At 55.1% G+C, this 21,356-nt stretch carries 16 protein-coding genes and 1 pseudogene; 3 read left to right on the plus strand and 14 right to left on the minus strand.

What is annotated here, in order from left to right; all coding sequences use genetic code 11:
- Positions 1-146 precede the first annotated feature (146 nt).
- The 10 genes from pckA to MMC1_RS01975 all read right to left on the minus strand — a co-directional run bounded on the left by pckA (position 147) and on the right by MMC1_RS01975 (position 11,990).
- On the minus strand, positions 147-1,763 hold the full coding sequence (gene pckA / locus MMC1_RS01930) for a phosphoenolpyruvate carboxykinase (ATP) (RefSeq protein ID WP_011712065.1): 1,617 nt from the start codon (positions 1,761-1,763) through the stop codon (positions 147-149).
- Positions 1,764-2,279: 516 nt separating this feature from the next.
- The gene (locus tag MMC1_RS01935; RefSeq protein WP_160162646.1) at positions 2,280-3,344 is read right to left on the minus strand and encodes a M23 family metallopeptidase; all 1,065 of its coding nucleotides are present in this window, start codon (positions 3,342-3,344) and stop codon (positions 2,280-2,282) included.
- Positions 3,345-3,397: 53 nt separating this feature from the next.
- Entirely contained in the window at positions 3,398-3,952 is a 555-nt protein-coding gene (locus MMC1_RS01940) for a YqaA family protein (protein WP_227665291.1), read from the minus strand.
- Between the two features lie 32 nt (positions 3,953-3,984).
- Entirely contained in the window at positions 3,985-4,620 is a 636-nt protein-coding gene (locus tag MMC1_RS01945) for a protein-L-isoaspartate(D-aspartate) O-methyltransferase (RefSeq protein ID WP_041641717.1), read from the minus strand.
- Positions 4,621-4,652: 32 nt separating this feature from the next.
- Entirely contained in the window at positions 4,653-5,402 is a 750-nt protein-coding gene (gene surE / locus MMC1_RS01950) for a 5'/3'-nucleotidase SurE (protein ID WP_011712069.1), read from the minus strand.
- Positions 5,403-5,720: 318 nt separating this feature from the next.
- Positions 5,721-6,671, minus strand: coding sequence for a DUF4340 domain-containing protein (locus MMC1_RS01955; protein WP_011712070.1), 951 nt, complete (start codon positions 6,669-6,671; stop codon positions 5,721-5,723).
- A gap of 2 nt (positions 6,672-6,673) precedes the next feature.
- Positions 6,674-9,568: a Gldg family protein gene (locus MMC1_RS01960; RefSeq protein WP_011712071.1), complete on the minus strand. Its 2,895-nt coding sequence runs from the start codon at positions 9,566-9,568 to the stop codon at positions 6,674-6,676.
- Positions 9,561-10,493: an ABC transporter ATP-binding protein gene (locus MMC1_RS01965; protein ID WP_041641723.1), complete on the minus strand. Its 933-nt coding sequence runs from the start codon at positions 10,491-10,493 to the stop codon at positions 9,561-9,563. Before MMC1_RS01965 ends, MMC1_RS01960 begins: the two co-directional genes overlap by 8 nt.
- 210 nt (positions 10,494-10,703) lie before the next feature.
- Positions 10,704-11,723, minus strand: a complete 1,020-nt coding sequence (locus MMC1_RS01970; protein WP_011712073.1) for an Mrp/NBP35 family ATP-binding protein — start codon at positions 11,721-11,723, stop codon at positions 10,704-10,706.
- Between the two features lie 6 nt (positions 11,724-11,729).
- Entirely contained in the window at positions 11,730-11,990 is a 261-nt protein-coding gene (locus MMC1_RS01975) for a hypothetical protein (RefSeq protein ID WP_011712074.1), read from the minus strand.
- Positions 11,991-12,369: 379 nt separating this feature from the next.
- On the opposite strand from MMC1_RS01975, the gene MMC1_RS01980 reads away from it, so the two are divergent.
- Entirely contained in the window at positions 12,370-12,735 is a 366-nt protein-coding gene (locus MMC1_RS01980; RefSeq protein WP_011712075.1) for a hypothetical protein, read from the plus strand.
- A gap of 396 nt (positions 12,736-13,131) precedes the next feature.
- On the opposite strand, the gene rsgA is transcribed toward MMC1_RS01980, so the two are convergent.
- On the minus strand, positions 13,132-14,187 hold the full coding sequence (gene rsgA, locus MMC1_RS01985; protein ID WP_011712076.1) for a ribosome small subunit-dependent GTPase A: 1,056 nt from the start codon (positions 14,185-14,187) through the stop codon (positions 13,132-13,134).
- A gap of 340 nt (positions 14,188-14,527) precedes the next feature.
- Here rsgA and MMC1_RS01990 point away from each other — a divergent pair, with 340 nt between their 5' ends.
- Complete coding sequence (locus tag MMC1_RS01990) at positions 14,528-14,842, plus strand: hypothetical protein (RefSeq protein WP_011712077.1); 315 nt, start codon at positions 14,528-14,530, stop codon at positions 14,840-14,842.
- Between the two features lie 171 nt (positions 14,843-15,013).
- A pseudogene (locus MMC1_RS22475) lies at positions 15,014-15,292 on the plus strand (HigA family addiction module antitoxin); the annotation flags it as partial.
- A 57-nt stretch (positions 15,293-15,349) separates the two neighbouring features.
- Here the strand turns inward: MMC1_RS22475 and MMC1_RS02000 are convergent.
- From MMC1_RS02000 to MMC1_RS02010, 3 genes are all read right to left on the minus strand, one after another.
- The gene (locus MMC1_RS02000) at positions 15,350-17,230 is read right to left on the minus strand and encodes a propionate--CoA ligase (RefSeq protein WP_011712079.1); all 1,881 of its coding nucleotides are present in this window, start codon (positions 17,228-17,230) and stop codon (positions 15,350-15,352) included.
- A 1,749-nt stretch (positions 17,231-18,979) separates the two neighbouring features.
- Positions 18,980-19,381 carry a methylmalonyl-CoA epimerase gene (mce, locus tag MMC1_RS02005; protein WP_011712080.1) on the minus strand — a complete coding sequence of 134 codons (402 nt, stop codon included), beginning with the start codon at positions 19,379-19,381 and terminating at the stop codon, positions 18,980-18,982.
- Positions 19,382-19,394: 13 nt separating this feature from the next.
- Positions 19,395-21,356 (minus strand): acetyl-CoA carboxylase biotin carboxylase subunit, encoded by a 1,962-nt coding sequence (locus MMC1_RS02010; protein ID WP_085987155.1) that lies wholly within the window; start codon positions 21,354-21,356, stop codon positions 19,395-19,397.

Here is a 21,356-nt window from a genome sequence, read left to right on the forward strand (position 1 = left end):
GCCCTTCTGGCCCCCGGGGTGTTCTGAGATAGAATAGCGCAACCCAAGCATCATGCCTGCCATCGCCACCAAAAAAGGCCCACCATGCTTCCCGAGCATGGTGGGCCTTTTTTTGGAGTTAAGCCCGTGGTGGTTGCCCCAGTGGCTTACACCTTGGGACCAGCACCCTTGATGGCATCGGAGACGCGATCAGCAAAGTTGGCAAAATTTTCATTAAACTGACGGGCCAGATCTTTGGCCTTGGCATCAAAGGCCGCACCATCTTTCCAGGTATCACGAGGGGTCAGACGTACGGTTTCCACCCCATCAATGGCGGTGGGCACGGCCAGCCCAAAGACAGGGTCTTCATGGGTAGCCACATCGTTGAGCTCATTGGCCAAAATGCTGTCAATGATGGCGCGGGTTTCGCGGATGGGCATGCGATGCCCTTCACCATAAGGGCCTGCGGTCCAGCCGGTATTCACCAACCAGCACTTGGCACCGGTCTCGCTCAGCCGTTTACCCAGCATTTCAGCATAGACTGTGGGGTGGTGAACCATGAACGGGCCACCAAAACAGGATGAGAAGGTGGCTTGGGGCTCTTTGACGCCCCGCTCAGTACCGGCCAGCTTGGCGGTATAGCCGGAGATAAAGTGGTACATGGCCTGCTCAGAGGTAAGACGCGAGACCGGGGGGAGTACCCCAAAGGCATCCGCCGTTAGCAGAATCACATGGCTGGGATGACCCCCCATACCGTCAGCCTTAATGTTACCCACCGAGCTTAAAGGATAAGCGGCACGGGTATTTTCGGTCTTGCGGTCGTCATCCAAGTCCAGGGTACGGCTCTCCTCATCCATCACCACATTTTCCAAGACGGTACCAAAGGTTTGGGTACAGTTATGGATAACCGGCTCGGCCACGGCGTTCAAACGAATGGTCTTGGCGTAGCAGCCACCCTCAAAGTTAAACACCCCTTTATCGGACCAGCCATGCTCATCATCGCCAATCATACGGCGTTTGGGATCGGTGGAGAGAGTGGTTTTGCCGGTACCAGAGAGGCCAAAGAAGATGGCCACATCATCTTGTGTGCCGATATTGGCGCTACAGTGCATGGGGAACACGGCCTGCTTAGGCAGCAGATAGTTCATGATGGAGAAGATCGACTTTTTCATCTCTCCCGCATAGGCCGTACCACCAATAATGATCTCGCGCTGGGCAATGTTCATGTAGATAAAGGCTTCGGAACGGGTGCCATCCAGTTCAGGATCGGCCTTAAAATCGGGGCAGGCAATGACGGTAAAATCGGGGGGAACAACCTCATTTTCCATGGTCTCAGGGGTGATAAACAGGTTACGTGCAAACAGATTTTGCCACGCTTTAATGTTAACCACCCGCACCCGGCGCTGAAATTGAGGATCGGCACCAACCCGCACATCTTGTACAAACAGCTCCCGACCTTGTAAAAACGCCATCAAGCGACCGCGCACCTTTTCATAATTTTCTTGGGAAACAGGACGGTTAACCGTGCCCCAATCCACATCCGCCTGACTGGTAGGCTCCTCCACAATAAATTTATCTTTGGCAGAACGACCGGTATAGATGCCTGTCTCCACCACGACCGAACCACCGTGGGCAATCTGCCCTTCACCGCGGGCGATAATCTGCTCATAGAGTTTGGGGGTGGGGAGATCCAGGTTGACGACGCCAGGGTTGCTGATTCCCCGTTCCGCCAACTGTTTGGTGACGGCTGCGACGCGTTCTTTATAGGTCAAAGTGCTGGACATGGGTGGAAACCTTTCTGCGTAGCGATCAAGTATGCGTACTCACCACAGTGTGGCACGAAAAGGGCTTTGGTCATCCAAAATCAGAGTATGGCAGATGACCTCTCATCAACCTAGGAGTCAAGACCCTAAAATCTTGTTCCATGCTCGGTATTACATTCCATCAGTGAAACCGCGCCTGCGGTAACCCCTGGGTATTTGCAGCTCCATCATGGGAGCAAAAAATGGATCCTATCCACGTAGGGCAAGCAGAGTGCCGCAGGGGTAGCGGTATAAACGCTTCACAGCGAGAGTAAAAACCCCTCGCGATCACCACCTGTTTCTTGCGTAACACCACAGCAGCCGTTCTGCAACGGGTAGTGGGCGGTTAACAGGTAGAGCATATTCTAGATTGCTAGGAGTATTTTGCTGTTCTAGGCGACAAAAAGCCAGTGTAGAGTTTTGATGATGGGGATAAATAACAGTAATACCATACAGTAGCATAACGCACTGTAACAACACGATATTATATACCCATCATCATTTAGATAGATAGTTCAACGGATTCAGAGGTTTGATTGGCCTGCGGATCTCAAAGTGGAGCCGTGGTGAACGTACCCGCACCCCCGTATTGCCCACCCGAGCAATCATTTGACCGGGACGAATTTCTTGTCCCCGCTCTACCAAATTGACATCATTGTGGGCATACAAGGTCTTATAATCCCCCCCATGATTGACAATAATGAGATTGCCAAAGCTATCATGACCACCCACATAGGCGACCACGCCGGCTGCGGGTGCCAACACCGGTGTACCCTTTTCGGCGGCAATGTCGATACCTGGGTTAATCTTGGCACCCCGCCTGCCAAAGCTGGCGACCACGGTTCCCTGTACAGGCCAGTTCCACTGTTGCGGGGCGGGTTTGCCTTTCATCCGCTGTAGATTGGCCGCCGCGGTGGCGCTAGAGAGGGTGGCAGGCTGTTGGATAATACCGGGTTTCTCTTCGTCACCCCGTATCTGAACCACAATTTGCCGTGTTGCGGGCTGCGTGGTGAGATCACGGCTTTTGGGTGCAGGGGTGGCTTTATCCGTAGGCGTTGCCGTGCTCCCCACCGCCGCTAAGGGGGTGGCCAGAGCGGGTAGCGGTAGCGGCGCGGTGCGGCCCGTGGGCAGAATAAAGGAGTGCTGCTTAAGAAAACCCCCGCTCTGGGCTACCCCCATGGGATCGGGTTGTGCCACCACCGAGGGCTGGGGTAGATGTACCGTGCGCAGGGGGGTATCCCCCGAGCTGTTGCCTTCATCCATCACATCGGGTTTGCCGTTAGGCACCGGCATGCTGGGGGAGCGCACATAGAGCAGTTGCCCCGCCACCACCTTATCGGGATCATCGACCCCGTTCCAACGGGCCAGATCAAACACATCAACCTGATGGCTCATGGCAATGGACCAAAGGGAGTCACCGGCCTGTACCTGATAGGTCGGGGCGTTAGATGGCTCGACATGGTTGGGGGTCGTGGTTGGTTGCCAACCCAAAGCAGGGCCGCGCGCCACCCGTACCGGGGTATCGGTTGGGGTGGTGGACAGGTTAAGCGTGTCCAGAGGCATGCACCCACCCAGTAGCAGCAGGGTCATTAGGCCTGTCAGCCTGTGTTTTATGGTTAAACGATCCATTTCATCACCACCACAATGGCAACAATCACCACCACCACCGCAACGGTAAGCAGATCCAGATGTCGCTCGACCAGTTTGCGCAGTGGTTCACCACCCCAACGTAACAGGGCAGCCACCAGGAAAAAACGTGCCCCACGTGAGAGCAGGGACATGACCATAAACAGGGCAAAGTTGGCGTGTAGGGCCCCGGCTGTTATGGTAAACAGTTTGTAAGGCAGGGGGCTAAACCCTGCAATGGCCACCACCCATGCACCATGGGCGTCAAATAATCCGGCCAACTGATCATAGGCTTCCATCTTGCCGTAAAAGGTAAGGATAGGCGCACCGATCCAATCCCAGGCGAGGTAGCCAATGAGATACCCCAACGCCCCACCCAATACCGAACCTGCTGTACACACCGCCGCATAGAGCAGGCTGCGCATAGGCTCCGCCAGGGCCATTGCCATGAGCAGTAGGTCAGGGGGAATGGGAAAGAAGGAAGATTCCGCCACCGCTACCAAAAACAGCGCGACCACCGCCTTGGGGTGCATAGCCCAATGCATGGTCCAATCGTAAAGACCCCGCATCAATGCCACTATTCCCACCCCTGTTGGCCCACGAGGGGCACAAAACGACACGCCTCCAGCACGTCACGTTGCCAACTTTCAGGACCGGTGCGCTGAATGCAAATTAACTGCTGGTTGAGTTTACCCCCTTCAGGGATAATCATGCGTCCCCCAATTTCGAGCTGTCTTTTCAGACGCTCTGGGGTGGCGGGGGCACCCGCGGTGACAATAATGCGCTCAAAGGGGCGCGGCTCTGGCCAGCCTAGGGTGCCATCGCCCACCCGGTAGCGTACATTGGTGATGCCCATGCGCTCCAACCGCTCCCGTGCCAGCAGTGCCAGTGAGGGGATACGCTCCACCGTGTAAACCCGCCGACAGAGCGCCGCCAAGACAGCGGTTTGATACCCCGATCCGGTGCCGATCTCCAGCACATGCATGCCATACCCCAACTCCAGGGCCTGACTCATGCGGGCCACGGTATAGGGCTGGGAGAGCGTCTGACCCTCGCCAATGGGCAGGGTGGCATCACCATAAGCGTGGCCCGCGAGGGCTTCATCCACAAAGTCATGACGGGGTAGGGCACCCATCACCTCCAGCACCCGTGGATCATGAATCCCCCGACTTTGCAGGGCGAGCAACATGCGGGTACGGGCACGCTCCCCCATGGGTGGTGGTGGAGCAGCCGGTTGGCTCATCTTTAGCGAAACAGCGACCATGCCTTTAATCTCTCTGTAGCGTGGGGGTGGCGAAACAGACAGTGCAGCGCGGTCACCGAGGTGAACCCGTCGCGTAGCGCCTCTTCATCCGTGGCCAATTGAAACTCTTCCTCTCTGGGGGTGGGAATCGTTGGATCCCAGAAAGCCGGGTTACCCGCCGCCGTGACCGGCGGTGGCGGCCAGTTAAAGCGCAATCCCTGGCGTGTGGGCTTGGGATTTTTTAACTCATATTCCGGCACATTGGGCACATTGACATTTAAAAAGGTGCCAGGGGGCAGGGGATTTTCCAACCACTGCCGGATCACCATGTGGGTGACTTTAATGGCACTCTCAAAATGCCAGGGTGCCGCGCTGCCACACAGGGATACCGCCATGGAGGGAATGCCCGAGAGGGCACCTTCCCAAGCGGCCCCAGCGGTGGCTGAGTAGCTGAGATCCTCAGCCACATTTGCCCCCATGTTAATGCCAGAGACCAGCAAATCCGGGGGGCGCCGCAACACCATACGCAGCCCAGCCATAACACAATCGGTCGGAGTGCCGTTGATCGCAACCTCATATTCGGCGATGCGGGTGAGCTTAATATCCTCGCCACGGGAGATAGCGTGGGCTGTGCCACTCATATCTTTGACCGGGGCGAGCGTCACCACATCGTGCCGCTCTTTAAGCGCATCTTTGAGCGCTTGAAGACCCGGCGAGGCGATGCCATCATCATTGGTAAGCAGTATCAACATGAAACACCCATTTTCAGTAGCCCGTTTGCCACAGACCACTTTGCAAAATTGAAACCACAGCAAGCAATATCGGGTAAGATCTTGGTAAGACACTGAAAAGCATATGTTATGGTGGTGTTTTTTAGCAGTGATCCGCCAGATAAATCCTGGCTATGGGTAGAAACCGCCCTGGCTTCACAGGCAAAGATTGCCCGGCCTCAAGCAGGGGGATGAGAAAACAAACAAGGGTGTTAGAAAAGGCGGTTGGTACGGGGCTCTATGCCAGACATGGATGGGTCTGCCCAGGGGCAGACCCTCCATGCTGGGGTTCAACGCTGTTTAGGGGGCTTTGTTGAGCAAGCTGTCGCGCTTGCCCGCTTCAATCAACGACTCCGCCAGATAGGTGGGGAGTTTAAAATATTCGGGTCGATCAGAGCGTTTCAGGGTATAGCTGTTCGGTTCGCTCTGGTGCCCCAGTTGATAGATCAGTGGGGGTTGCCCCTGGCGGGTAAGGGTGGCCTGCCAGACCGGTTTGTCCAGCCCATATGCGGGTTGATCCGTCACCCCCAGCAGCTCCTCAATGCGCAAGGTCGCCAGCTTCGTGCTCAAGCTCTCTACGGCGGTGCTGTTTACCGTTTCCCCCGCTTGTAAGCCGGTGGCCTGCCAGCTAGGCTTGGCAGCTTTATCCTCTTTATCCACCGGCTGGCGCTGTAGGGTTAGGCCATGGGTTGCGATCTGCATGATCTCCCCCGCCGGTATCTGCAACAGGGTTTTATCCTGCCACGCTTTCGCGGTTTGCGGCACTTGGTGCAGGGCTATGGCCACATTAAAGATGCCCGGCTGCCCCTCAACATGGGCCGCGCTGTTGCGTGCCCCCTGACCACTGCCCAGATAGAGCACCGCCACCACCTGTTGTTGACGTTTGAGGGTGATGCGGCGGTTAAAGTGGGTATCGGCAACCTTAAACCGTTCCAGCGCCGCGTCGCTGGTGGCCATGGGAGTGCCGTGGCTCAGGCTCTTGAGTTGGCTGAGCAGGGCGGTCACGTCGCCCTGCTCAGCCGGGTAGTTGTGGTGGTCGGGCAGCCGCCAAAGGCCATCCTGTTTTTTGAGCAGCAGTTGGCTGTGATCGTCGCCCTCGATGAGCAGTTCATCAAGCTCGCCTTCACCCAAGTTGAGCAGGGGTGTGTTGGGGTTGACCGCTTGTAAGCTGGGGCCACTGCCCAGCAACACCAGCGCCAAGCCCATCTGTGCCGCCAGCAATAGGGCCAGTATACGAATATTGCGTGCCATGATTACACCTCCGCCAGAATCGCTTGGTGACGACGCAGCTGACGCAACCGCACCGCCCGGCGCCACAGCCAGATGCCCAACAGCCCCAGCAGCACCAACCCGTAGTTAAAATATTCAATGACCATGCGGCTGCCATCGCTCATGGGCAGCAGGGTGCGGGCAAACTGCATGCGTCCACGAATTTGCATCAAGGCGGCATCCTGTAAGGCCCAGTCGATGCTGTTTTGCAGCAACTCGATGGGTTTATTGTAGAGGGTACCCGCCCCTTGTGAGGCCAAGGACAAGACCTCGTCCGAGGCAAACCCGTTGGAGGCGATCAGGATTAAACGCGCCTCGGGGGAGGAGTGCTCAAGCACGCCGCCAAATTGGGGTTTGGTTGGCTCTGGATCGGTTTGCTGCGCCTTCTCCTCGGGGGCGTGCGCAGAGGGAGCCTCCTGCTCGTGCAGTAGGGGCGAGGCTTTATCCTTAAAGAAGGAGTCAAAGCGTCCCTCTAGCGCCACCGCCAGCAGTTGAGGCTCTTGGCTGTCGGGTTTGGGAAAACCCTGGTCGGGATAGGCTTGATAGTCGGGCAGAATATTCAAGGCATCCGAGCTCCAGCTCTGTTTGGAGCTATGCAGCAGGGGGATCACCTGACGGGTTTTGTTCGGTTCGGCATCCACCACAATGGGTGAGGCCCAATTGATGGTCAACTGCCCCAAGCCAGCGGTAATGGGGCTTTTAGGATTGAGGCTCGCGCCACGCAGATCGGGAAAATGGGGGTAGGGGAACTGTTGAATCTCCTCCACCGCCATAGGGCCGATATAGCGTGTGACCGGTACTGGTAGAGAGGCCTTTTGGGCATCCAGCACCATCTTCTCTTGTAGGGTAATGCCGTGGCTGGCTAGCCATTCGGTCAATCCGGCGTCATGCTTATTGGCGACGCTCAAAGAGCCCTGTAGATCCACATCAAAGGGGGAGGTGGCCAGCACCACTGTGCCCCCCTGCATGAGAAATTGATCCATGGCAAAGAGCTGTTTTTCATTCAGCTTATCGGGACCCATCACCATTAACAGATCGGTCTGGGCGGGCACTTGGCCGCTTTGCAGGTCGTTGCTGGTGACTTTAAGAGACTCCCCCAACGCTTCTTGCAGCAGGGTGTAGCCCTTACCCGGGGTGGGGGCCCGGCCCATCATGCCCGCTGGGGCTGGGGTGGCGGTGGTAAGGGTGATGTTTTTCAAAAAGCCCGGTGCCATACGCTGTACGGCGGCTTCAATGGTGCGTTTTAGCCCCTCTTTGGTGAGCTCTTCAGGCAGCGGCACGGGGATGCCATCGCTGTCATTACCCGTCAACACCATGTAAAACCAGAAGGGTTGAGGATCTAGCAAGCTGGCAATTTGCGGTTTAAAGCCGTAATCCTGCTTGAGCTGTTTGGCCAGCGCAGGGTCTTGACCCGGATCTTTAAACTGCACCTTAAACTTCTCTTTACCCTGGGCCGTTAGCTCATCCAGGGCACTTTGTAAGGCACCTTGCAGCTTCTCTACCCCAGCGGGCAGCGGTTGGGAGAGATAACCGGTAAAAGTAACCGGGTGGGCAAGACCCTCAAAGGGGTTGCCGCCGGATTGATAGGCGTGCTGCACCTTGCGAATGGATTGGGTGATGGCATATTCAGGATTTTTAAGCATCACCTCAAGCTCACGGCTGGCACCGGATTTAATCTCGATGAGGTCGGTATAGCTGAGCTTTTGAAATTGATCGCCGTAGGCGACCACCAGATCAAAATAGGCGTTCACCACCGAGGCTTGGTGACGGCTGGCCATTTGGAATGGTACCGGACGGATGCCGTAGCGGCTGGCGGCCTCCTCCTCCAGAGCGGGGCTGCGTTGGGGATCAATAAAGGCGACCTCGACCCGGCCCTTGCTGAGCTGGGCATACTCTTTGAGCAGATCGCGAATTTGCGGCACCAACGGGGCCAGCAGGGGGTGGGTTTTGGCACTAAAATAGCCCCGGATCTGCAAGGGTTCTTGCAACTGTTGGAGCTGCTGCTGGGTGGCCTCGGAGAGGGAGTAGAGCTTGCCGGCGGTCATATCTTGGCGCAGCCAGCCGATGGAGCCCAGCCATAGGTTGCCCGCCACAAAGTTTGCCACCAGTAGGGCGGTTAACCAACCCCACTGTTTATGGCGCTGGCTTATGGGGTTGCCTGCCCATTTAAGGCGTTCCAAGGTAAACAGGTTGAGGGTTAAAAACACCCCAACAAGGGAGAGGTAATAATAGAGATCCCGCAGATCCACCACCCCACGGGTGATGGCGTCAAAGCGGGAACCACTGCCTAAGAGCGCCAAAAAGTGGCTGACCTCGTGACCAAACAGGTTGGTTAGGGTCGGGCTGCCAATAAAATAGAAGAGTCCGCACACCGCTGTGGTCAGGATAAGGGCCACGATGGGGTTATCGGTGCGGGCACTCATAAACAGGCCGATGCTAACATAGGCCGCTGCCAAGAACAGGGTGGCGATGTACCCCCCCAGCACTGGGCCCCAATCCAACGGACCCAGCAGGGCCACCGTCAAGGTCAGGGGCAGGGTTAGGGCCAGCCCCACCACCACCAATGCCAGGGCCGCCGCAAATTTACCCGCGATGAGGTGCAGGGGATTGACCGGGCTGGTGAGCAGCGTCTCCAGGGTGCCACTGCGGCGCTCTTCGGACCAGCTGCGCATGGTCAGAGCGGCCACCAAAAAGATCAACAGCAGGGGCATCCACTGAAACATGGGGCGCAGATCGGCAATGTTGCGGGCAAAAAAGGTCTCCACCCAGAACACGATAAACAGGGTTGCCGCCAAAAACGCGCCGAGAAACAGAAAGGCCGCTGGCGAGGCAAAAAAGCTTTGAAACTCCTTTTGGGCAATGCGCATAATCTTATCCATGGCCCACCTCCCCATGCGTCTGCGGCTGTTGATTGATTTGCGCAAACAGCGACTCCAGATTCTGTTTTTCAAAATGTAGCCCGTGCAGACCCAACCCGCCTTCCACCACCGCTTGAGCGATCTGGGGTGTCTGCTGAGCAGGCACGTTGAGGGCGTAGTGGTAGAGCCCATCGGTGCTGGGCAGGGACTCTATCTGCGCGCTCTCCAGCTGTGAGGCCAGCGTGGCTTGGGCGGTTTTTGCGGTGGTGAGCCGTAACCGTCCACCGCTCTGCAAGGTGGCGAGGGTAGCATCCACCACCAGCTTGCCCTGTTTTAGGATCAATACCCGCTCACAGACCGCTTGCACCTCTTGCAAAATATGGGTGGAGAGAATCACCGTGGCCTCTTTGGCCAGCTCCCGGATAAGATCCCGCATCTGGCGGATCTGGGTAGGATCTAGGCCATTGGTGGGCTCATCCAGAATAATAATATCGGGATCATGCAAAATAGCCTGGGCCACACCCACCCGCTGCCGGTAGCCACGGGAGAGGGTGGCGATGGGGGCCAGCGCCTTCTCTTGCAGGGCGGTACGGCGGATGGCGCGGGCGATGGCACGGGGTTTGTCAATATCGGCGATGCCCCGTAGATCGGCATGATACTCCAAATAGGCCATAACCGTCATTTCGGGCCAGACCGGACAGTTTTCCGGCAGATAACCGATGCGACCCTGCACGGTGTTGGCCTCGCGGTTGAGGGCCAAGCCATCAATAAGAATGGTGCCAGAGGTGGGCTCCAGAAAGCCGGTGAGCATCTTCATGATGGTGGTTTTGCCCGCGCCATTATGGCCCAGTAGCCCCACCACCTCACCCCGCTGGATGGCAAAGGAGCAGGCTTCTACAGCGGTATAATCGCCATAGACGCGGCTGAGTTGGGATACTTCAATCATGCAGTCCCCCAGAGATGTCTTAGGTTGGGACCCCAGAGGGTCCGGTTTACGAATCAGATTGGCTTTGAACGGTCTATCTGGGGCCATTCCTTCGCCCCCTCGTGCCTTTTATGTAAGTACCCCTGGGATGGCTTGCAAGGGGCCATGGGTGATTTTCCAGCCTACCCGGCTGCTTTGCGGCTTGTGGGTAGGCTGGCATGCAGCAGGAATCTAGGCAGGCTCTTGGGTTGGGGCGGTGCACTGGGCGACCCGCTGGGCCAGTGCCAGCAGGGCGGCCTTGGCGGGGCTCGACGACTCTTGCAGCAGCAGGGGCACTCCCGCATCCCCGGCCTGGGAGATCTCATGGGCCAGCGGTAGTTGGGCCAGCGAGACAATGCCCGGGGGCAGTGGCAGTTGGCTATGGATCAAAGGGTGGCTCTGGTGGCCGCAGGCGGTGCACACTTGGTGGTTCATATTTTCCACGATGCCCAGAATGGGGGCTTGCTGCTTTTGAAACAGCTCGATGGCGCGGCGCACGTCGCCCCAGGCGACCTCTTGGGGTGTGGTGACCAGTACCACCCCATGGGTTTTTAGTTTGGAGGCGATGGTTAATTGGGCGTCTCCGGTACCGGGGGGCATGTCGATGATCAGGTAATCCAGCTCACCCCAGCAGGTTTTGGTGATAAATTGTAGCAGGGTACCACTCACCAATGGACCGCGCCAATCCAGGGCTTTACCCGGGTCGACCAACGAACCGGTGGAGATAAAGCGAATGCCATGCCGTTGCAGGGGTAAGAGATACTCATGGGGCAGCACCTGGGGTTTATCGTGGCAGCCCAGCATGGTGGGCACACTGGGGCCGTAGATATCGGCATCCATCAGCCCCACCTTGTGGCCCAGCAGGTTGAGCCCCACCGCCAGGTTGACCGCTACGGTGGATTTGCCCACGCCCCCCTTACCGCTGGCTACCAGGATAATGCGTTTAACCCCTTGAATGCCCTCGGTACCCACCTGTGCTTGGGCAACAATAAGCTCTAGGCTGCCGGTGTGGATGGCCTGAATGGCCTGCCTTGCCTGCTCTTCAAAGGCGATGCGTTGTTGCCGATCACCGGTAATGAGATGCACCACCACCCGGAGATGCTGCTCGTGCAGCGTGACCTCTTGCAGCAGGTTGAGGGTGTTGATGTTCCATTTTAGCTTGGGTTCTTGCAGTTGATCAAATAGGGCGACAATGGCGGCGCGTTGAGCCATGGGGGGTTAATCCTTCGATGGGGGGTTGAGCAGAGCGCGAAAGCTTTCGGCTGGGGTGGTCTGTTTGCCACACCATTGATCCACCAAGGTCGCCAGACAGTCGTGCAAGACCGGATTGCACCAGAGCAAGCGGTTGGTGGCGGTAATGGCATCATTGGCTTCATCCACCACAATGAGGCCGCTCTCATCGGCGGTTTTGCGGATCAGTTCCCACATTTTGGGTTGGGTGGTTTTAACATAGTCGATAAAGCCCTGTTCAGCGGACATAGCGTACCTCTTGATAGCCTGTTAAACGGGTGGCCAGACCAACAACCTTTGTGAACGCGGGTTCACTCGGGGCATATGTAGGCCAGCTTAGACCCATTTGCAAGGGGGGTGGGTGAAAATTGTGGGCAGCTTGGCATAAGGGTAAGGAGCGATGGAATGTGACGCGAACATGGCGCGGAAAAGGAGGTGTGGTGCCCATGGCCGCGCGTGACGTAGGCTTGGATGGGATCTCCTAGACCAGGATGCAGCGTGCAGAGGCAATGCTACAAAACTTACCATTTTGAATTTTTGAGTTGTATAAGTTAAATGGTATCAATAAAATTAGATAAGGCACCGGGTGTTTTGAAATAGTAGGGAAAGGGAGCAGAAGGGGGGTGTAATGGCTGAAGTCAGGGAGGGTTCCGTTTGGGTCTTGTGTGCGTGTGAGTATCTGCATGGGGATCGGTATGCTCAGTTTGAACGCTTGAGGGAGGATCTGCATAACAGCCGTCAAGTTGAGTTGGTCGTGTTCAATGTAGGCATGATGAAAACATTGAATAGTGAACAGTTGGGTAAGTTGATCCAAATAAGCAACCAAGATAAATATGAAGTTTGTCTGACCAATGTTTCGGAGCAAAACTACGCATTAATGAAATTAATAGGGTTGGAGCGATTTGTAAAAATTTATGATAAGCCCCAAGCCGAAGCCCTTGCGAAGGAGCATAGAATACTCTCCGCTTTCGACTGTCTTTATGGAGATGGCTGAAGCAAGCTGTAGCTTGTATGAACTATTTTTGTAAAGCATTTTCTTAATTACGCGCTTTTGTAGGGGTGCATGTCCGCTCCCATTACACGGTTCTTGAGCATTGCCAGCTTGGCTCTAGCAAGTTTGAGCGCGCTCTTCTGTAGACATCCGTAACTTGGATAAGACATGAACAATTATGACAGTGTCCTCTATAAAAGCAGTTCATGCAGAACCGTTGCGGGCGGTTTACGGGGGGATTGCGGTAAGCCAAATAGACGTAGCGGTTGGGGGAGGATGGAATTGTTTGATTCAATAAACGGCCCCCTGTGCAGGGGCCGTTGAGTTGAAGGGGATGATTTTATTGTGGGGGGCTGGATTGCCTTTCCCCCCTTGTGTAGCACGGTAGAGGCAACACCTTTAACGTTTACCGAATTTGTCAATTTTTACCCGATTAACCAAGCGGGCAAACTGGCGGTGCCGGTCGCGTTGCTGCCAGACTGTTTCCGTTAAGTAGGTCTGTTCCCGCTGGAGTTTTAGGTAATTTCGTACCCTTCGCGCATCTAAGGTATCGGATGCAACGGCAGCCAACACGGCACAGCCAGAGGTTCTTTCATGATCACAATCCCGATATTGGCACGCCTGGGCAAGGGCTTCAATATCGGAAAAGAGGGTTTGTAATCCTTGGTTGCTCTCGCCCAAGCGTAGCTCTCGCATGCCAGGAGTATCCAACAACCAAGCGCCACTTTTCATGTGAAACATAGCGCGGGCCGTGGTGGTGTGGCGACCCCGGTCATCGTCAGCCCGGGCTGCTTGGGTGGCCATGCTCTTTTGATCAAGCAAGGCATTGATCAGGGTTGATTTTCCCACACCGGATGAGCCTAGAAAAGCGACACTCTCCCCCGGCCCAATCCATGGCCCGAGCTGGTGGTGTAGGTCAGGGTGCCGGGCATCCAGCGCGATGGCAACAACACCCCGATGCAGACTTTCGACCTGTCGGCAAAAGGGTTCAGGTTCATCCACCAAGTCTGCTTTGGTAAGCAGAACCACCGGTTGCACGTTCCCCGCAAAAGCTAGGGCCAAATAGCGCTCAAGCCGTGAAGGGTTAAAATCCCTATTGCAAGAGGAGACCACAAACAGCGTATCAATGTTGGCCGCCATATGCTGGGTCTGTTGTCCTGACCCAGCGGCCTTGCGGGATAAATGGGAAAGCCGCTCTAGCCATCGCAGGGGTTGGTTTTGTTGGTCCATGACCAGCCAATCGCCGACAATGGGTTGCTCTTCGGGTGGCTGCAAGCGCCATTTTCCCGGCAATTTTAAAGAACTTTGGCCATCGTTACCCAAAAGCGTAAGGGTGTCGCCATGGCGCGCTATTACCCTGACCACATGGGTAGCGTGTTGTTCTTCCATGCTCAGTTGTTGTTGAAAAAATGGGCGCAAGGGCACATTAGAAAGCGTAGAAAGCGCATTCGACACGGTATGAAACCTCGATCAAGAAGAGAAGATCGGGCTTCCGTCAAGAAGCCCAGCTCAAACAAGCCGGGCCGACCGGGGGAGCAGTCAGAGGTGGTGTTACAACCCCATCCCAAGTTCCGGCAGCCCGGAGCGGGAGACAAGCATCATGCGTTGCATAAAAACTCCTTTGAACAGATGAAGAGCCAAAATTCTACCATGGCAGGCACGCAAACGAAACAGGCTTTTAAAAGCTGAACATCTCCGCAATACGCTGTTACCATGTTGACCTACACTGAAACACCGTGAAACAGTATAAATAAAGTTAAAATAGGTGGTATAGCCGTCGGAGGTTGTATGGAAATTGCAGCAGCGCATAAAAAAAGCGTTCCAAGACGCCATAAATAATAAAAACAGCAAAAACGGTTACCCGATATCGCTTTATGAAATAAAACTGACGTTCTGTGTTTCCATGGTTAGGAATTTGGATGAGCCTAAATGGCTCAACCAAATTGCAGGCAGGCCAAGCTACGGCTTTCCAGATTCACCTAACATTTATGCCTTGTGGGTTTACCACGATAGGCACATGTTTATCAAAGCATGCAGTGGCAATCTGGTTCCTGAAGGGCTTTCTACCATGGGAGGCATGACTATCTACGGAAAACATGTAGAGCTTTAAAACTTTTCATGTATCTAACCGATATAATAATAACAATAAAAGAAATAACCGTTGCTTCCTGGGTGTTGTCACACACTTAGAGCATCATCAAGGGGTTGAGGATGATGGACAAACATACACATCTTCACACACACGATTTGACAGGATCATACACTTGAGTTCGTACATCCTGGTATTATTCTACAGGAAGAGTTTATCCGTCCCTATGGTCTGTCACAGGCGCAACTCTCAGAAATGCTAGGCTTTAAGGAACGTAATAATACAGTCAACGAAATTGTCAATGGTAGACGCGCCATATCAGCAGAGGTAGCCGTTAAACTTGAATTCGTGTTTAAAATGCCGGCTAAATTGTGGAAAGGTCTCCAGGATGATTATGACATCGGCATGGCACGACTTAAAGTCAAAGAAGAACACTTGACGTTAAGGGTGGCTGAAAAACAACATGCTTAAAATGAACGTACAAAAACAGGGTGGCGCACCACCGGGGGGGTGGTGCGCCCATAGGGGTTAGTTTTTGCAGGCTTCCTTGATCTTATCCAGGGCGGAGGCGTCTTCAATCGTGGGTAGATCGCCAGGATCGCGCCCTTCATTAATAGCAACAATGGCGCGGCGCAGCACTTTGCCCGAGCGGGTTTTGGGCAGCGCCGTGACCACCCGCACAAAGTGAGGACGGGCAACCGGCCCCAGTTGGCTGGCCACATGGTTTTTCAGGTCGGCTTCGCTGGGGGGCTCGGCACCGGTGGTGAGTACCACAAAGCAGCTAATGGCTTGGCCGCGTAGCTCGTCTTTAATGCCGATCGAGGCGGCCTCGGCCACGGCGGGGTGGGAGCAGAGGGCCTCTTCGATCTCGCGAGTACCCAAGCGATGGCCTGCCACGTTGATGACATCATCATCCCGGCCCATGATGTAGTAGTAGCCGTCATCGTCGTAAACAGCGGAGTCAAACGTGGCGTAAATGGGTTCGCGCATGCGGCTGAAGTAGGTTTGCACAAACCGTTCATCGTCGCCCCATACGGTGCTTAGGCAACCGGGTGGTAGGGGGGGACGGATCATCAACGAGCCCTTGGTATTGGGTTCGGCGGGTTGTTGGGTTAGGTCATCAATGAGCACCACATCAAAACCATAGGCGGGGCGACAGGGGGAGCCAAATTTGGTCTCCATGAGTCCCATCCCTTTAAAGTTGGTGAGGATGGGCCAGCCGGTTTCGGTTTGCCAATAGTTATCCACCACCGGGGCATGTTTTAGGGCGCTCGTGACCCAGCGATGGGTTTCGCGATCCAGGGGTTCACCGGCCAGGAACATGGATTCTAGGCTGGAGAGGTCATATTTCCAGATCCACTCTTCGCCAGATTTTTTCAGCAGGCGGATGGCGGTGGGGGAGGTAAAGAGGCAGTTCACCTTATATTTTTCGACCAGCGACCACCAAACACCGGGATCGGGGCGGATGGGCAGCCCTTCGTAGACCACGGTTGTGGCACCGGTGAGCAGGGGTGCATAGACGATGTAGGAGTGGCCTACCACCCAGCCCACGTCGGAGCCGGCGAACATCACTTGGCCTGGTTCGACCCCATAGATGTGTTTCATGGAGGCGCGCATGGCGACGGCGTGTCCGCCGGTATCCCGTTGTACTCCTTTGGCTTTGCCGGTGGTGCCAGAGGTGTACAAGATATAGCTGGGGTGGGAGGATGGCAGCCATTCGGGTTCCACCACGGCATCTTTATGTTTGGCCAATTCGGTGGTGAAATCCAGATCTCCTTTTTCCATTTTCAGGTTGGGGTCTAGGTTACGGTTGATCAGCAGCACTTTGGGGCGTGTGACGCTGATTTGGTTTAGGGACTCTTGCAGCAGGGGTTTATAGGGTACCACTTTTCCGCCACGAATACCGGCATCCACGGTGATGATCAATTTGGGTGCGGCGTCATCAATGCGTGAGGCGAGGGCGGTACTGGCGAAGCCGCCGAACACCACGGAGTGTATGGCACCGATGCGTACGCAGCTAAGCATGACGGGGATAACTTCGGCGATCATGGGCAGGTAGACCAGCACGCGGTCGCCTTTACCGACGCCTAGATCTTTGAGCAGGGCGGCATATTCATTGACTTGCTGGTAGAGTTCTTGGTAGGTGATGGTCTTTTCTTGTTCGACTTCGGTTGAGACCCATATGATGGCAGTTTGGTCTGCGCGTTCGGCCAAGTGGCGGTCGACGGCGTTATAGCAGAGGTTGGTGGTGCCATCGGGAAACCAGTTAGCGAATGGGGGTTTTTGGTATTCGAGCACGGTTTTAAAGGGTTTATCCCAATGGATCAGTTTGGCTTGTTCTTTCCAAAAGCCATCGCGGTCTTCGATGGAGCGTTTATAGAACGCTTCATATTTTTCACGGTTTTCCATGCTGGCCGTCTCCTCGCTACCTAGGGTGCATCCCAATTAGGTGGGGTTGGTTAGAGTTGATTTCCCTGTGTTACCCAGGTTTTTGTATTCTTAAATCAATGGATGTGTGGCTTTATATTCCGGTTTTTGCAGCTACCGGTAGAGCTTCTATTATTAAAAAAAGGTTAGAGGGGGGTCTGGGGGGAGAAGTTCTCTGTCTCCCCTCAGGGTTTTGCTTTTAATCTTTTGATTTTTAAGCATTGACTCCAGGTTACGCAGCTACCGGTAGAGCTTCTATTATTAAAAAAAGGTTTGAGGGGGGTCTGGGGGGAGAAGTTCTCTGTTTCCCCTCAGGGTTTTGCTTTTAATCTTTTGATTTTTAAGCATTGACTCCAGGTTACGCAGCTACCGGTAGAGCTTCTATTATCAAAAAAAGGTTAGAGGGGGGTCTGGGGGGAGAAGTTCTCTGTCTCCCCTCAGGGTTTTGCTTTTAATCTTTTGATTTTTTTAGGCTCGCCCTTCGCAACGGGAGCTAAGCTGCGTCTTTTTGCAGCTTAGCGACCAGCGAGCCAGCTTTTTAATCCGTATGGATGGGGAAATTGGGGTTTTTTTCCAATTTCCCCATCCATACGGATGCCAAACGCCCCAGCGGGGCTTAGGTTTGGGCGGTGGTTGGGGGATGTAGAGATTGACCCTCCCAGCGCCGGTGTGCCCAAGCGCGGTTTTCACCCCAGCCACTGCGTGCCCAACCGTCCGCCACGCTGGCGCGTGACATCGCTACCCTATGCCCCGTACCGCGCCCCTACACAACCCGTGCTCTCTTAATAAAACCCCTGCACCCTTGCTCCATCGGTACGGGGCTTTACAAAAGATTAAAAAAGTCAAAAGATCTCAGGGCTCCGCCCCGAACCCCACTGGGCTCCGCCCAGACCCGGCAGGGCTCTGCCCTGCACCCGCTGGGTGGGCAAGCAGAGCTTCCCCCCAGACCCCCCAATCCCTTTTAATAATGGGACTCCCTGGACATAGAGGCATTCAGTTTCAGCCTGGGCTCTGTTGGGGCATGTAGAGATTTACCCTCCCAACTCCAATGTGCCCAACCGCCCGCCACGCTGGCGCGTGACATCGCTACCCTACGCCCCGTACCGCGCCCCTACACAACCCGTGCTCTCTTAATAAAACCCCTGCACCCTTGCTCCATCGGTACGGGGCTTTACAAAAGATTAAAAAAGTCAAAAGATCTCAGGGCTCCGCCCCGAACCCCACTGGGCTCCGCCCAGACCCGGCAGGGCTCTGCCCTGCACCCGCTGGGTGGGCAAGCAGAGCTTCCCCCCAGACCCCCCAATCCCTTTTAATAATGGGACTCCCTGGACATAGAGGCATTCAGTTTCAGCCTGGGCTCTGTTGGGGCATGTAGAGATTTACCCTCCCAACTCCAATGTGCCCAACCGCCCGCCACGCTGGCGCGTGACATCGCTACCCTATGCCCCGTACCGCGCCCCTACACAACCCGTGCTCTCTTAATAAAACCCCTGCACCCTTGCTCCATCGGTACGGGGCTTTACAAAAGATTAAAAAAGTCAAAAGATCTCAGGGCTTCGCCCCGAACCCCACTGGGCGCCGCCCAGACCCGGCAGGGCTCTGCCCTGCACCCGCTGGGTGGGCAAGCAGAGCTTCCCCCCAGACCCCCCAATCCCTTTTAATAATGGGACTCCCTGGACATAGAGGTATGCAGAACCCCTTCAATGCCCCTCTACCTCATCAGCCAACCATTTACGCCTGCTCCAACTCCACCAACGTGCCACTGAAATCCTTGGGATGCAGAAAAATAACAGGCTTGCCATGCGCCCCTATCTTCGGCTCTCGACCCAAAACCCGAGCCCCCCCCGCAACCAAACGCTCCATCGCCGCCCGTATATCCTCAACCTCATAACAAACATGATGCAAACCACCCGATGGACTCTTCTCCAAAAACTTGGCAATGGGACTATCCATACCAAGAGGATGCAGCAACTCAATGTTGGTGTTGGACAACCGTACAAAAACAGTCGTCACCCCATGCTCCGGTAAATCCTCACGCGCACTCAAAATACCACCCAATAAATCACCATACTGCCGCTCCGCCGCATCCAAATCCGCAACCGCAATCGCGACATGGTTTAACCGCCCTATCATCCCATTACCCCCCTTACTCAAAGGTCATGATAATGCTGTCCGACTCCACCGCCTGCCCCGGCTTGGCAAAAATCGCCCCTACCACACCATCACGCTCAACCCGCATGATGTTCTCCATCTTCATCGCCTCCAACACACACACTGGATCCCCCGCCGAAACGCAATCCCCAACCTCAACGATAATCTTTAAAACCAAGCCCGGCATGGGCGTTATCAACATCTTAGAGGTGTCTGGAGCAACCTTAACCGGCATCCTCTGCGCCAATTGATGCTGACGCGGTGTGCGCACATAAACCCCTACCTGACGCCCACCCCGCGTTAAATGGTACCCCTCCTCACCCCGCACAACACCAAACGTGCATACCTGCCCAGCTATGGTTAACGTAACCTTCTTCGCCCCAGGCCGTACAACACCACTCACCCCAAACCGCGAACCATCCCCAAACTCAACCTCATCCCCCCCCTCAACCTCCCTAAAAATCAGGGGTAAAACCTCCTCATCAACACTCACTACCCAAGACTTCTCGACCCCCAGGTCCATCAATAACGCCTGCGCCTGCTGCTCAATATAGGCCGCCGCAACCGCAAACAACTGCCTATCCATCCCGCTCAAAGGCGCACCCTCAAAACCCTCAGGATACTCCTCCGCGATAAACGCCGTGGAAATGTTGCCACTTACAAAGCGAGGATGCCGTAAAACCGCATTCAAAAAGTCAATGTTATGCCCCGGACCCTCAATCAAATAGCTATCCAACGCCTCACGCATATGCTCAATCGCTTCCCCACGATCCTGGCCCCAAGTGATCAACTTGGCAATCATCGGATCATAAAAAAGTGTCACCTCACCCCCAGCAAATACCCCCGTGTCCACCCGTACATGGGCACTTTCGAGGGGGGGCTCATAGCGCACCAAACGCCCCACCGACGGCAGAAAATTACGATAAGGATTCTCCGCATAAACCCGGCTCTCCATCGACCAACCCTTCAACAACACCTGATCCTGGGTGATCGACAGCCGCTCGCCACGGGCAACCCGTATCATCTGCTCCACCAAATCCAACCCGGTTATAAACTCCGTCACCGGATGCTCCACCTGCAAACGGGTGTTCATCTCCAGAAAATAAAAACCCTTGTCCGCACCCACCACAAACTCAATGGTACCCGCAGAGACATAATCCACCGCCTGCGCCAATGCCAACGCTTGCTCACCCATCGCCCTACGCATATCCGCATCCACAAAGGGTGATGGAGCCTCCTCAATCACCTTCTGGTTGCGACGCTGGATCGAACACTCGCGCTCGTTTAAATAAACCCCATTACCATGACCATCACACAAAACCTGAATCTCAATGTGACGGGGGTTCTCAATAAACTTCTCAATAAAAACCCGCCCATCACCAAAATAGGAGAGCCCCTCATTGGTGGCACTCTGCCAACCCTCGGCTGCCTCGGCGTCATTGTGGGCAATGCGCATGCCCTTGCCACCCCCACCCGCACTGGCCTTAAGCATCACCGGATAACCAATCTCAGCGGCAATACGCACCGCCTCGTCGGCATTCTCAATAATGCCCATATGGCCCGGAATGGTGTTGACGTTGGCCGCTTGCGCCAGCTTTTTCGAGCTGATTTTATCCCCCATGGCATCAATCGCCGTGGGATTAGGACCAATAAAAATAACCCCCATCTCCTGTAATCGGCGGCAAAAAGTCGAATTTTCAGATAAAAATCCATACCCTGGGTGTACACCATCCGCCCCGCACTGCTTAATAACCTCCAACAATTTATCCATAACCAGATAGGACTGGTTACTTGGTGATGGGCCAATATAATAAGCCTCGTCCGCCATGCGCACATGGAGCGCCTCACGATCGGCATCCGAGTAAACAGCAACGGTTTGAATACCCATGCGGCGTGCGGTTTTGATCACGCGGCAGGCAATTTCGCCCCGGTTGGCGATAAGAATCTTCTGCATGAT

Source organism: Magnetococcus marinus MC-1 (assembly GCF_000014865.1).
GTDB lineage: Bacteria > Pseudomonadota > Magnetococcia > Magnetococcales > Magnetococcaceae > Magnetococcus > Magnetococcus marinus.